Origin of the sequence: Fulvivirga aurantia (assembly GCF_009711475.1) — a bacterium.
GTDB lineage: Bacteria > Bacteroidota > Bacteroidia > Cytophagales > Cyclobacteriaceae > Fulvivirga > Fulvivirga aurantia.
On sequence record NZ_SMMD01000881.1, the window covers coordinates 1 to 13,439 of the forward strand.

Annotated in this window: 15 protein-coding genes; 8 read left to right on the forward strand and 7 right to left on the reverse strand. The window is 38.6% G+C overall.

Features of this window, described 5'->3' with window-relative positions; all coding sequences use genetic code 11:
• Positions 1–31: 31 nt before the first annotated feature.
• On the reverse strand, positions 32–1,159 hold the full coding sequence (locus tag E1176_RS14530) for an NAD(P)/FAD-dependent oxidoreductase (RefSeq protein WP_155211360.1): 1,128 nt from the start codon (positions 1,157–1,159) through the stop codon (positions 32–34).
• Between the two features lie 149 nt (positions 1,160–1,308).
• On the opposite strand from E1176_RS14530, the gene E1176_RS14535 reads away from it, so the two are divergent.
• From E1176_RS14535 to E1176_RS14545, 3 genes are read left to right on the forward strand one after another with little or no spacing between them, the layout of a single operon-like run.
• Entirely contained in the window at positions 1,309–1,815 is a 507-nt protein-coding gene (locus E1176_RS14535) for a DUF4442 domain-containing protein (protein ID WP_155211361.1), read from the forward strand.
• A 5-nt stretch (positions 1,816–1,820) separates the two neighbouring features.
• A complete protein-coding gene (locus E1176_RS14540) occupies positions 1,821–2,300 on the forward strand; it encodes an Mpo1 family 2-hydroxy fatty acid dioxygenase (protein WP_155211362.1) in 480 nt (159 codons plus the stop codon).
• 2 nt (positions 2,301–2,302) lie between these two features.
• Complete coding sequence (locus E1176_RS14545; protein WP_155211363.1) at positions 2,303–3,259, forward strand: glycosyltransferase family 2 protein; 957 nt, start codon at positions 2,303–2,305, stop codon at positions 3,257–3,259.
• Between the two features lie 3 nt (positions 3,260–3,262).
• Here the strand turns inward: E1176_RS14545 and rsgA are convergent, their stop codons facing one another.
• From rsgA to E1176_RS14560, 3 genes are all read right to left on the reverse strand, one after another.
• The gene (gene rsgA / locus E1176_RS14550) at positions 3,263–4,183 is read right to left on the reverse strand and encodes a ribosome small subunit-dependent GTPase A (protein WP_155211364.1); all 921 of its coding nucleotides are present in this window, start codon (positions 4,181–4,183) and stop codon (positions 3,263–3,265) included.
• The gene (locus E1176_RS14555) at positions 4,183–5,424 is read right to left on the reverse strand and encodes a 3-deoxy-D-manno-octulosonic acid transferase (protein WP_155211365.1); all 1,242 of its coding nucleotides are present in this window, start codon (positions 5,422–5,424) and stop codon (positions 4,183–4,185) included. The genes rsgA and E1176_RS14555 overlap by 1 nt, the downstream gene beginning before the upstream one ends.
• Positions 5,425–5,495: 71 nt before the next feature.
• Positions 5,496–6,125 carry a peroxiredoxin gene (locus E1176_RS14560; RefSeq protein WP_155211366.1) on the reverse strand — a complete coding sequence of 210 codons (630 nt, stop codon included), beginning with the start codon at positions 6,123–6,125 and terminating at the stop codon, positions 5,496–5,498.
• Between the two features lie 195 nt (positions 6,126–6,320).
• Between E1176_RS14560 and E1176_RS14565 the strand changes: the two genes are divergently transcribed.
• Positions 6,321–7,376 carry a DUF6588 family protein gene (locus E1176_RS14565; RefSeq protein WP_155211367.1) on the forward strand — a complete coding sequence of 352 codons (1,056 nt, stop codon included), beginning with the start codon at positions 6,321–6,323 and terminating at the stop codon, positions 7,374–7,376.
• Positions 7,377–7,455: 79 nt separating this feature from the next.
• On the opposite strand, the gene E1176_RS14570 is transcribed toward E1176_RS14565, so the two are convergent.
• Positions 7,456–8,229, reverse strand: a complete 774-nt coding sequence (locus E1176_RS14570; RefSeq protein ID WP_155211368.1) for an enoyl-CoA hydratase-related protein — start codon at positions 8,227–8,229, stop codon at positions 7,456–7,458.
• A 193-nt stretch (positions 8,230–8,422) separates the two neighbouring features.
• On the opposite strand from E1176_RS14570, the gene E1176_RS14575 reads away from it, so the two are divergent.
• Positions 8,423–8,911 (forward strand): low molecular weight protein-tyrosine-phosphatase, encoded by a 489-nt coding sequence (locus E1176_RS14575; RefSeq protein ID WP_155211369.1) that lies wholly within the window; start codon positions 8,423–8,425, stop codon positions 8,909–8,911.
• 3 nt (positions 8,912–8,914) lie between these two features.
• On the opposite strand, the gene E1176_RS14580 is transcribed toward E1176_RS14575, so the two are convergent.
• Positions 8,915–10,168, reverse strand: a complete 1,254-nt coding sequence (locus E1176_RS14580) for an aspartate kinase (RefSeq protein ID WP_155211370.1) — start codon at positions 10,166–10,168, stop codon at positions 8,915–8,917.
• 95 nt (positions 10,169–10,263) lie between these two features.
• Between E1176_RS14580 and fbp the strand changes: the two genes are divergently transcribed.
• From fbp to E1176_RS14595, 3 genes are all read left to right on the forward strand, one after another.
• A complete protein-coding gene (gene fbp / locus E1176_RS14585; protein WP_155211371.1) occupies positions 10,264–11,256 on the forward strand; it encodes a class 1 fructose-bisphosphatase in 993 nt (330 codons plus the stop codon).
• Positions 11,257–11,334: 78 nt separating this feature from the next.
• Positions 11,335–12,201 (forward strand): lysophospholipid acyltransferase family protein, encoded by an 867-nt coding sequence (locus E1176_RS14590; RefSeq protein ID WP_155211372.1) that lies wholly within the window; start codon positions 11,335–11,337, stop codon positions 12,199–12,201.
• A 105-nt stretch (positions 12,202–12,306) separates the two neighbouring features.
• The gene (locus tag E1176_RS14595; protein WP_155211373.1) at positions 12,307–12,543 is read left to right on the forward strand and encodes a hypothetical protein; all 237 of its coding nucleotides are present in this window, start codon (positions 12,307–12,309) and stop codon (positions 12,541–12,543) included.
• 39 nt (positions 12,544–12,582) lie between these two features.
• Here the strand turns inward: E1176_RS14595 and E1176_RS14600 are convergent.
• The coding region (locus tag E1176_RS14600) for a mechanosensitive ion channel family protein (protein ID WP_155211374.1) at positions 12,583–13,439 on the reverse strand (857 nt) is incomplete at its 5' end.

The following is a 13,439-nucleotide window of genomic DNA, read 5'->3' on the forward strand; positions in this document are numbered from 1 at the left end:
AAGATATAAAAAGAATTTTTATTTGACCCATTTAAACCATCATTTCGGCCAGTTGCTCGCCCATACGACTTCCGATAGCCACACCCATACCACCAAGCCTTACACCAAGGCTTATATTCTTACTATACTGTTTCAATATGGGTTGCTTGGTGTTGCCAAAGGCCATAATTCCTGCCCATGTGTGATCTACTTCAAAAGGTGTATCAGGTAATATTTTTGTTTTAAGTTGTTCTTCAAGATTATTTAAAATCACCTCGTTTATCTTAAACTCAGTGGTTTCCTCTGCCTCGAAATCCATATTGCGACCACCGCCAAATATCACTCTGTTTTCAAAATTTCTAAAGTAATAGTAACCTTTGTCACTATGAAAAACACCTTTGAATTTTAGGTTGTCAATTGGCTTTGTGACTAGCACAATGCCTCTACCTGGGCTTAAGTCAAGATCAGAAAGAAGTTTGCCGGTAAAAGCATTGGTACAGCAAGCCACTTTCTTTGCTTTTATCATAAACCCATCAGTAACTTTTGGTGCTACATGCACCTCCACATGATTTTCTTTTTCTTCTAAACTGGTTACTTCGGCCCCTGTAATTACCTCAATGCCTTTTTCTCTGGCCAAATCTAAGAGGTTTTTCATCATCTCTCCGGTGTTTATCTGGCCTTCGTATTGATTGAAGGTCATGGCCGGAACGAGGTCTTTATTAAACCCAAACTTATCTATTTCACCATTACAGGTTGTGAAAACAGGTTTTTCAAATAGGGGAGACAGCATGGTATTAATCCGATCTATGTGGTCAAGGCTTTCCAGATCCTCCTGATCGATTAGCTCATAACCTCCATAATTGAGGTAGTCAAGTTTCTCATCACCCAACCGAGCTCTTAACTTTTCCAGACCTTTTACGCGTTCTGTAACCAGAGCCAGACATTCTTCTTCGCTCATTACCTTGAGATCGTCTAGCAGCTCAGTCAGGCTACCAAAGCAGGCAAAACCGGCATTTTTTGTACTTGCTCCGGTAGGTAGCAAACCTCTTTCAAGCACTACAACACGTGCCTGGGGTTCCTTTTCCTTTAAGGCCAAAGCTGTAGAAAGACCCACAATGCCACTGCCTACTACCGCATAAGAATAAGATGTAAATGATTGCTGCTCCCAAAAACTGATCATACTTCTTCAATATATTTACTGTAACTCAAATTTAGTCAATCAGCAGTACTCCAGGCTATTAATTAGCGGCTATTCCTTGTTAAACCATAGATCATTGTGTGTTTTAGTGAAAACAATGTTAAATTTCGCCTTCGATTTAATGTGATTATATGAACACCGCAAAGATTGTAGAGAAAGCTAAGTCATCATCATTTTACTTATGGATGCTAAATCAGGGCTTAAGCCGCATGATTCCTTTTAATAAACCTCATGGTTTTAAAGTATTAGAGGTAAAAGATGACGCACTAAAAACTTTTGTGCCTTATAAAAGAAAAAACTTTAACCACATTAGAGGCATTCATGCATGTGCCCTGGCAACGCTGTCAGAGTTTACTACCGGCTTTCTCATGATAAGCCGATTAGACCCTAAAAAATATAGAATAATCATGCAGCGCCTGGAAATGGATTATCACTATCAGGCCAAAATGCACGCTGTAGGTAATTTTACACTTACTGATGAGTGGATGGAAAAAGAAATCTATGAGCCGTTGAAAACCAAAGATAGTACAGTGGTAATTTGTGAGGTGAAGATTGAAGATGTCGAGGGTAATCACCTGACAACCGGTAAAGTCCACTGGCAGGTGAAGTCGTGGGATAAAGTAAAAACCAAAGTTTAAAACTCATGAGAAGGATCGATCAACTACTTGAAGAATACGGGGCCAGTCATAAAAATGCCACCAATAAGGCAATACACTGGATATGCGTACCACTTATTTTTCTCAGTATAGTTGGTTTAATATGGTCTATTCCTAATGGTTTGGTCGAGCAGGTACTGGGCAGAGGCAATCCTTATGCTAACTGGGCCACGCTGTTATTGGTGATTGTTATTGCTTATTACATTACACTTTCCGTTCCGCTAGGTATTGGGATGACGTTATTTAGCATGCTATGTCTTTACATTATTCAACAAATCGAATTGGCCAATTTTGCCCCAGTGTGGATGGTTTCTATCATCATTTTTATTCTTGCCTGGATAGGTCAGTTTATAGGCCACAAAGTAGAGGGTAAGAAGCCTTCATTTTTTAAGGATGTGCAATTTCTAATGGTAGGGCCTGCCTGGTTGTTGCATTTTGTATATAAGAAACTCGGTATTCCTTATTAGTTATGTCTCAGCCGCTTGTTACGGTCATTTGCCTCTGCTATAACCACGAAAATTTTATAAAAGAGTGCATTAATTCTGTTGTCAATCAGACGTATAAAAACCTGCAAATAATCATTGTTGATGATGCGAGTACTGATGGAAGTAAGGAGGTGATCAAAAAGCTCATCGAGCAGTTTCCTGATATAGAATTCCTAAACCTCGAAAATAATCTGGGTAATTGTGCGGCCTTTAATCAGGGGCTTAATTTGGCAAAAGGGGATTATATTGTCGATTTAGCTACAGATGATGTCTTCTTACCATCCCGAATAGAGAAACAGGTTGAGCTTTTTAGTACTTTGAACAACGATTTTGGTGTAGTTTACTCTGATGCTATTTTCATAGATAATGAAAGCAGACAATATAATAAGCACTCCAAGTATTTAAGAAAGCATGGCCTTATAGATGATTTTCCGACAGGAGATATTTATCAAAAGGTGATTAGCAAGTACTTTATTTCTCCACCCAGTCTTTTAGTAAAAAGAGAAGTTTTTGAAGAGCTTGAAGGCTATGATGAGCAATTAGCCTATGAAGATTTTGATTTTTGGATAAGGTCTGCAAGAAATTGGAAATATGCTTACCTGCCAGAGCCTCTTACTTTAGTAAGAAAAGTCCGGGACTCCTTATCATCGGGTTGGTACAAAAAGGGAGATAAACAATTGTTCAGCACTTATTTGGTATGCCAAAAGATAAGTCAACTTAACCGGACTAAGGAGGAAGATGAAGCTTTAATTAATCGATTAAAGTACGAACTCCGGCAATCTGTGTTTTCTGAAAATAATAAAGAGGGGGCACTATTTTATAAAATGCTCAAAGATTATAGTCGAAATTCTTCAATAGACAATTTACTGATGTTACTATCTCGATTGAGAGTTCCCCTGGCGCCAGTAAGAAGGCTCTATAATAGGCTAAGGTTTAGTTAGAGGCTATCTGTGGCTATCTTCTTCATAAAACATGCTGAGGTAGCTCATGTAGCGGGTTTCATGAATTAACCCCTCATCAACAGCATCTTGTATGGCGCATTTTGGCTCATGTGTATGGGTACAATTATTAAACTTGCACTGGTCAGATATTTCCCGCATTTCAGGGAAATAGTCAGAGAGCTCCTCCTTTTCTATGTCTATAAGGCCAAGTTCTTTTATACCTGGCGTGTCGATTACGAAGGTTTCGTTCTCTACTATAAACATTTCTGCAAATGTGGTGGTGTGTACTCCTTTCTCTGCGTAGTCAGATACTTCTTTTACACTTTGCTCAATATGTGGAGCCAATAGATTGAGAAAAGTAGACTTCCCAACGCCTGAATGGCCAGAAATTAGTGACATTTTTCCTTGCAGCTGATTTTTAACGGAAGTAATTCCTGTTTCATCTTTTGCCGAAACCTCAAAACATTTTATACCCAGGCTCTCGTATTTGGCTATTATTTCCTGTTGTATTTGCCTTTCTTCATCTCCCAGGATGTCAATTTTATTAAATATGATAACCTGAGGAATCCGGAAAGACTCTGCAGCTACTAAAAACCTATCGATAAACCCTAGTGAAGTGCGAGGGAAAACAAGAGTCGCCACTAACACCGCCTGATCGATATTAGCAGCCAAGATATGCCCGTGACCAGTTTTCTTAATAGACTTTCTTATGATGTAATTTTCTCGAGGGAGTATTTCTGTGATGACTCCTTGTTGCTCTTCCCCATCTTCCAGCTCAAATACCACACGGTCGCCTACAGCAATAGGATTGGTGGTTTTAAAGCCCTTAAGCCTTAGTTTTCCTCTTGTCCTGCAGGTATAAGAAATATCATTGGCCAACACCTCATACCACGAACCAGTCGATTTTAATACCAGCCCTTCCATTATTGAGCGAGTATTTCTTTTGAGTAATTCATGATTCGCTTAGTTGCGCCAGTGTTATTTTTCACATAGTCCTGATTAATCTGGCTGGCAATTTCGTAGGTTTTGGTCTCAGAAAAAGATCTGAACTGCAATCTTAACTCATCATAGCTGGCGATTGACATGGCCCCACCGAGTTTTATGAGATCGATGGCTTCTTTAAACTTTTCGTAGTTTTTATCTCCAAAGAATATGGGTATACCAAAAGTAGCAGGCTCTAATATATTGTGTAGGCCTTTGCCGTAAGCACCACCTACGAAGGCAAACTCACCGTATTTATACAAGCTTGAGAGCATACCGATATTGTCAATGATCAGCACTTGATAGTCTTCAGGGTTTACTGTCGGAAGCTCCGAGAATTTAATCGTCTTTTTTATGAAGTCTTTCTGCATAGCACTCATAAAATGATCTTCTATTTCATGAGGTGCAATTATAAATTTCAAATTAGACTCATTAATAAATGAAGTGAGCACGGCTATGTCCTCTGGCCAGGCACTACCCACAATCATTGTTTGGTGATTATTTTTAAACCTTTGTATTTCCGGAAGTTCTTTAGGTTGAGAGCAAATTGACCAAACACGGTCAAACCTGGTGTCACCACTTACTTCACAATTATTGATTTTTAGATTATCTAATAATTCTTTGGAGCGTAAGTCTTGTAAAAAGAAATGGCTGAATCGTTTTAGAATTTTGACATTGAATTTGCCGTACCATTTAAAGAATATTTGGCCGGGCCGGAAAATGGTTGATATTGAAAGTAGCGGTATATTTTTTTTGTGTACTGCCTTGGTGAAATGGTGCCAAAACTCATATTTAACAAAAAACACCATCGAAGGCTTTACGATATCTACAAAGCTTATTGCATTAGATTTGGTGTCAAAAGGCAGGTAAAAAATGTAATCGGCCCCGTTGTAATTTTTTCTTACTTCATAGCCAGAAGGAGAAAAGAAGGTGAGGAATACCTTATACTCAGGGAACTCTTTTTTGAACGCTTCCATGACTGGTCGACCTTGCTCAAACTCACCAAGTGAGGCACAATGAAACCACACGACAGGTGACTTATTGCCATTTAGCGCAGTTTTCAGACGATTTTCCCAATCTTTTCTTCCCTGTAGAAAAAGAGAAGCTTTATTATCGAAGGGAGACGCTAAGTGTATAGCTACTTTATAAAAAAAAATAAATACGTTGTATAATATTAGCGTCATTGCACGACAAAAATAAAAACCCTGACGAATCCGTCAGGGTTTTTTTTGAATGATTTTTAGAAAATCGGTGCTTAGTTAGCAGAAAGGTATTTAGAAACACCATCTCTGTTTGCCTGCATCGCTTCTTTACCTTCTTCCCAGTTTGCAGGGCATACTTCACCATTCTTTTCGAAATGATGCCATGCGTCTACAATTCTTATGTACTCATCGATATTTCTACCAATAGGGAAGAAGTTTACAGTTTCGTGTCTTACGATACCTTCTTTATCTATGTAGAATGTACCTCTGTATGAGATAGGAGCTCCTTCGAAAGTAAGTTCACCTTCTTCAGTGTAGTTCCAGTCTCCACCAAGTACACCATAGTTAGAAGCGATAGTTTTAGAAGCATCAGCTACTAACGGGTAAGTTACACCTTCGATTCCACCGTTAGCTTTTGGAGTCATCAACCATGCAAGGTGAGTATCTTCAGTATCGCAAGATACACCAATTACCTGCACACCTCTTTTTTCGAATTCAGCTTTCTTTTGCTCAAAAGCGTGAATCTCAGTTGGGCATACAAAAGTGAAATCTTTTGGGTAAAAGAAAAGGATAACTTCTTGCTTACCGATGTAATCGCTTAAGTTAAAATCTTCTACTATTTCTTCTCCGTTTAATACGGCCGGTGCTGTAAAAACCGGTGCTTTTTTTCCTACTAGTGACATAAATTTAGTTTGTATTTATAATTCAACATTAAATTCTAAAAAGTGTGCTTTCGCACTCGGGTGCAAATATACCCATCAGAATAAATGAATCGAAATGTTGGTTACTAAATGCATATAATAAATATCTATCCAACCATAGGCTTTACTTATTAGGCCATATGTTTTTATATTCGTGTACATAAAATCTAAAGAAAAATGATAAAACGTATACTAAGAACGCTTACGGTGTCTGCCACGCTTGTTTCGATTGTTGCGGTAAATGCCTCAGCTCAAGATGATTTACAAACACTTCTAAGAGCAGGGACCTCTGATGCAAACGAATTGATGGGAGCTTATATTAATCCTTTTATGAAAGGGTTTGGTACAGCTTTAGGAAATGGGTGGTATAATACCGCCAAGCCTCATAAATCATTAGGTTTTGACCTTACAATCACGGTCAATTCTGCAAGAGTACCAGATGAAGATTTGTTTTTTAATCCTGACAACCTCAACCTTCAAAATACAACTTTAATATCGTCTGGCACCGGTGACAGAACAGTGCCTACCATATTTGGTGATGAGGTACCTTCTAGATATGAATTTACAGACAATAATGGCAATTCAGTCGATTTTGACGGACCGGAAGGTTTAGCATTAAAGGAGAATACAGGTATGCAAGCAGTACCGGTACCTATGGCACAGCTCGGTATTGGAATTTATAAAAATACTGATCTTAAAATCAGATGGACACCAGAGATAGAATTTGACGGAAACGGTTCGTTTAAACTCGTGGGTTTTGCAGCAATGCATGATATTAAGCAATGGATCCCTGGTATAAAGTTGGCGCCATTTGATCTTTCTGTACTAATAGGGTTTACTGATATCTCTTTATCATATGATCTTGCTGAAGAAAGTGCTTCTGGAGGTGGAGGTGAAGTGACAACAGACAACGGAATAGCTGCATTTGATGTAAACACCTGGACATTTCAGGGGATCATTTCAAAGAAATTTTCTGTTTTGACGCTTTATGGTGGACTTGGTTTTAATAAAGTTACTTCTGATCTCGCTCTTAAAGGTGATTACGAATTAAGAGATGATTTTGGGGTAGTAGAAGAAGTAGTGACCGACCCAATAGGAATTGGTGTAAATGAAAGTGGAGCACGTATTTCTGCTGGAATGAGGCTAAAACTGGCTATCGTTACGCTTCATGCAGATTATACCATTCAAAAGTATAATACGCTTACTGTAGGCTTTGGCTTCTCTGTGAGATAATTATAAAAGAATATTTAAAAAATAAAATGGCATCCTGTGAGGGATGCCATTTGTGTTTATAGCTATTTACTTTTTTTAATTACTTGCCTTTATACTCAGGTTTTCTTTTCTCAACAAACGCCTGCATCCCTTCGGTTTGATCTTCAGATGAGAAAGTGAGATAAAAGTTTTTTCGCTCAAAAGTAAGGCCTTCATCCAGGTGAGTTTCAAATGAGCGATTTACAGATTCTTTGGCAAGTTGTGCAGCAATTGGCGACATATTAGCAATTTCCTTTGCCAAAGAAGTAGCTTCATGCATGTACATTTCTACTGGCACCACCTTGTTTACCAGCCCGTAACTCATGGCTTCCTCACTAGAAATAAATCGACCGGTAAGTACTAGTTCCATGGCTTTAGCCTTGCCGATAGCTTTTGTCAATCGCTGGGTACCTCCGGCACCTGGCATAACACCAATTTTTATTTCCGGCTGTCCAAACTTGGCCGACTCAGAAGCTATGATCATATCGCAAGTCATCGCCAACTCACAACCACCACCAAGAGCAAATCCTGAGACTGCTGCAATCAATGGCTTCTTAGTTTTTCTTATTTGGTCCCATGTGCTAAACTGGTCAATTTTCAACATATCAATGGCAGTTTTATTAGCCATTTGTTTTATATCTGCACCAGCTGCAAAGGCTTTTTTATTTCCGGTAAGTATAATTACTCGCACCTCATCGTTATCATCGAGCGCTTTGAGCGTATCTCTCAACTCTCCCATGAGTTGTAAATTAAGGGCATTGAGCTCCTTTGGTCGATTAAGTTCTATGAGTGCAATATGCTTTGCGTAGGCTTCATTTACTTTTATAAATTCCATGTGTATTGGTTTTATTTTGTAGTTGCCCGCAATAAAAAGAAAAGCCGCCTTTTTTACAAAGGCGGCCCTTACTAACCATACTAAACAGGTGAGTAAAAAGTGCTATGTACTTTTACATACAGCAAACATTACATAAGTAACCAATCGTTTATTTATTTTGTTGTTTTATAAAATATAGATAAAAATAGATAGCATGGTAAAAGTACTTTTTGTGTGTTTGGGAAATATTTGCAGGTCACCACTGGCAGAAGGGGTTTTGAAAAAGCTTGTGAAGGAAAAAGGCCTTGAAGATGAAATAGAGGTCGATTCGTGTGGAACGAGCAAATATCATATAGGAGAGCAGCCTGACGAGCGAACCATAGCAAATGCAAAATCTAATGGGATTGAGCTTAATCATAAGGCAAGACAATTTGAAAAAGGTGATTTCAGAAAATTCACTTACCTAATCACAATGGATGAGGCTAATAAAAATTGTATCGAGAGAATAGACGAAACCAAGGAGTTTACAGATAAAATGATGCTCATGCGATTTTTTGATGAAACTGATAAAAATGCAGATGTTCCGGATCCCTATTTTGGAGGTGCGGATGGTTTTCAAAAGGTATATGATATAATCGACCGATCAGTAAACAACTTACTCGATTGGTTGATCAAAAAGCATGATTTAGAAGTAAAAGCCTAGCTTTTACAAGCTTGGTGAAGTCAGGATTCTGTAATTATTTCTGGAAATCTGCTCAAGTAAAATATTACTCATTTTGCCGTAGCTATCAATTTTCTCTTTAGTGTAGTTTTTTACTGTTACGAGTTGCAAGCCAGTGTTATATCTTATCTCAAAATGAGGCTTCAGAGCTTCTATTAATCTGTCGATCTTCACTGGTTGATTATCTACAACAATAGAAAAAGAGATGGCCGAATTTTGCATGATGTTGATTTTTAAATCGACCTGCGAAAGCTCATGAAAAATAAGACTCAGATTTTCTTCATTTACAAAAGTAAAATCCAGCACTTTAAATGATATTAATACCTGATCGTTTTTAATTATGGTGCAGGGAGGTAGTGCATCTATGGTACAATCATGAATGATAGTACCTGGTTGGTCGGGTTTGTCGAAGCTTTTCACCAATAAAGGTATGTGCTTGTTGGCTAATGGCTTGATTGTTTTGGGATGTATCACAGAGGCTCCGTAGTAAGTCATCTCAGCCGCTTCATGATAGGGTAACTCAGCAAAGAGTATGGCGTCAGGCACAAGCTTAGGGTCTGCATTAAGTATGCCCGGTACATCTTTCCAGACACAGACATGCTCAGCTTCCAGCGCACTTGCAAAAATTGCTGCCGTAAAATCAGAGCCTTCGCGTCCCAAAGTGGTGGTTTCACCTTTTGAGGTGCTGCCGATAAAGCCTTGTGTTATAATCAATTTGCTGGCAGCAATATCATGCACATCATGCTTTATCAGCTCTTCTGTTACATGCCAGTCAACAAGACCTTCTCTAAAGTTGGCATTGGTTTTTATGTAATCACGGGCATCTAACCAATGCGTCCTGATGTGCTTTTCTTTCAAAAACTCAGCAATAATGGTAGAAGAGAGTAGCTCACCGCAAGACACCGTCTGGTCATACATCTTATCATAGGCATATGATTTAGCCAATGTCTCTTCCAGGTAATCAAATATTGTATTTACCAGACCAAAAACGTTATGTTCCTCTTCAAACAGTTGATTCATTATCTCAACATGATAATTTTTTAGCTCTGAAAGGGGAGTGAGGTGGTCCTTGTTTTTGAATTTACAATTCAAAATATTTTCAAGCGCATTGGTAGATTTTCCCATGGCAGATACTACCACAAGCAGCTTCTCATCAGCATATTTGCTGATTATCCGGCTCATGTTTTTTATTGCCTCAGCACTTTTTATAGACGCTCCTCCAAACTTAAAAACCTTCATGTCTGCAAACGATTGAATGATTCAATATAAGTGTTAAATTTGCTCAAAAATAGAAGTATAAAAGTCAAACACACTTAAAACTCTTGAACAATTTTATGGAAGATTCACGGATTGCTTTACCCATTGGAACTGCCCTCGATAGATTTATTAAAAGAAAACAGGATGAGTTTCAATACGCATCAGGTGAGCTTTCGCAGTTATTGCGTGATATCGCACTCTCAGGCAAAGTAGTAAACCGGGAGATTAACAAGGCGGGACTTATTAATATCGCAGGACCAATCGGTACAGAAAATATACAAGGCGAAGAGCAACAGAAGCTCGATGTACTGGCCAACATAAGGTTTACAAGAGCACTTACAAAAGGGGGTGAGGCCGCAGCTCTAATTTCAGAGGAAGATGAAGATGTGACTGACCTAAACAATAACGGTAAGTATGTGATTGCAATTGATCCGTTAGACGGTTCTTCAAACATCGATGTAAATGTGTCGATAGGTACGATATTTTCAGTTTATCGTAGAAAATCACCAATAGGTACGCCAATAACTAAAGAAGATGTACTTCAAAAAGGATCAGAGCAGGTGGCAGCAGGCTATCTACTTTATGGTTCTTCTACCATGTTGGTTTATACTACAGGCCATGGTGTAAACGGATTTACATTTGAAGCCTCACTTGGTGAATATTTCTTATCCCACCCTGATATGTGCATACCTAAAAATGGTAAAATGTACTCTATAAATGAAGGATCTTACAATAGCTTCCCTCAACCGGTTAAAGATTACGTGGAGCATTGTAAATCGTCTAATCTTTCGGGCAGGTACATCGGCTCGTTGGTGGCAGATTTTCACAGAAACTTACTAAAAGGAGGAATTTATATTTATCCACAAACAGCAAGTTCACCAAATGGAAAGTTGCGCTTGATGTACGAGTGTAATGCCCTGGCATTTATAGCCGAACAAGCCGGAGGTAAAGCCTCTACCGGAATTGAAAGAATTTTAGACATCGAACCCAAAGAATATCATCAAAGAGTCCCGTTATTTATCGGCTCGACAAATATGGTTGAGAAAGCAGAGAGCTTTTTTAAATCGTAGGCGACTTGGTTGTCTTTAAGGTTTTTAACCCACGATTATTTCTTACAAATCATTCAGCAGCACTTATATTAGCAGGCTATGGGTACTAGAATTTTGTATTATGGCCTGCTGATTCCGCTTTCCTATTTGCCATTTGGGATATTATATATCATTTCAGATGTTATATTTTTTGTGGTATATCGACTGTTTGGCTATCGAAGAAAAGTAGTTTTTAACAACATCAAAAACTCGTTTCCTGAAAAAGACCAGGCTGAGTTGAGAGCAATAGAGAAGGAGTTTTATCGCCACTTGTCAGATCTTATTGTGGAGAGTATCAAAACCTTCACCATATCTAAGGAAGAAGCACTTCAAAGATTACGGGTTAAAAATCCCGAAGTGCTGGACAAGTTTTATGAACAAGGTAAAGATGTAGTTACTGTAGGTGGACATAATAGCAATTGGGAGTTGTATGCTGTAGTCTGCGCCTTACAGATCAAACATAATGCTGTTGCTTTGTACACCGCATTGACCAATCCTGTTTTTGATAAAAAAATGAGGGAGAGCCGCTCCAGGTATGGACTTGATATGATTCCAACTTCGCAAAAGGAGGAAATGCTTAAAAATAAAAAAGGCCCAACTATTTATATTTTTGGCATTGATCAGTGTCCTAAAAAAAGGCAGAGAGCTTATTGGATGAAGTTTTTAAATCAGGATACAGCAGTTCAGTTTGGTGCAGAAAAATTTGCCAGAGAGCATGATCTACCGGTGGTCTTTGGTAATATAACAAAAGTAAAAAGAGGGTATTATGAAGTGGTCTATGAGGTTTTGGCAGAAGACGTAAAAACCCTCGAAACCGGTGAAGTGATGCGCCTAAGCACGCTCATGCTTGAAAGACATATAAAAGAGCAGCCGGCTTATTGGCTATGGAGTCATAAAAGGTGGAAGTTGAATAAGCCTCAAGCTTAAAAAATTCTTTAAATCTTGATTATATCTCTAAACACCTGAGAGACAATATCGTATACAACTGTAAATATTCAACTTTTCTTCTGGGCATAGCAAATCTAATCAACCATGGTAGAGGTATTTACAACGAACGTAAGTGATCGGTCATTGGCGCAAAATGTGGAAAATATGATGTTATACTATTTTCCTTATTACGATGTAAATTTTGATTTACAAGATAAAGACAGGATCCTTAGAGTGCATTCGAGAAAATCTAGAGTTGACCCAGGCCCAATCATGAGACTTTTAAGAATTATGGGTTTTGAAGCTAAGGTTTTAGATGATCACATCCCTAATCTCGGATAGATAAGTAAAAAATGAGAGGGCTCCGTGAGGAGCCTCTTTCTATTTATTTTCGAGCGCTTTCCATTTAGGAGTACTTCCATTTTCACTTTCTGCAGGCCAACCTTCTCGTTGCTTACTGCGATCCCCATCAACATCTTCAGTTTGATCATGAAATAAAAGTACCTGAGTCTCATAAGGCATGTCAATTTTAGCGTCATCAAGAGTAAGTTTTAATGTCTTAATTACCTGCATCATTACTTTTACTACACTCGCACGATCACTTTTCGTCCACCACCGCACGCGTAAAGTGACCCAACTCGCATCAAGGCCCCATGGAAGTACTTCAACTCCATGTTCTTTATCGATTCCATCAACTTTATTCAAGGCTTCCTTAATGACCTCGCTTGCCTTGTCAATATCGTCAGCATACCCTATCCCTACATCATATTGCGACCTGCGCTTTTCATGGGCGGTCTTTACTTTTACCGCATTCGTATAGATTTCACTGTTCGGTATCACAATGCGTTCTCCGGCATATGTCTTTATTATAGTAGCCCTGGTTTCAATCGTTTCAACAGTGCCTTCAAAATCATTTACCTCTATCTGATCTTTTATTTCAAAAGGTTGTCTTATTAAGATTAATAAACCCGCTAGCCAATTTTGGAGTATATCTTTAAAAGCAAAGCCGATAGCTACAGAAGATACCCCCAGGCCAGCTATGAGATCACCCGGGTTTAATTTTGGTATTACTATGGTAAGCCCAAACATGATCCCAAGCGCCAATACAATATATTTACCAAGCCCACCAAGCATCCTTCCGAGATTACTCCGGTCTCGTTTCTTATATATTTTTACGATTATTTTTCCTATCCATCTCGCCAGGAAATAGAATAAGATAATTACTATTATCGCTGTAA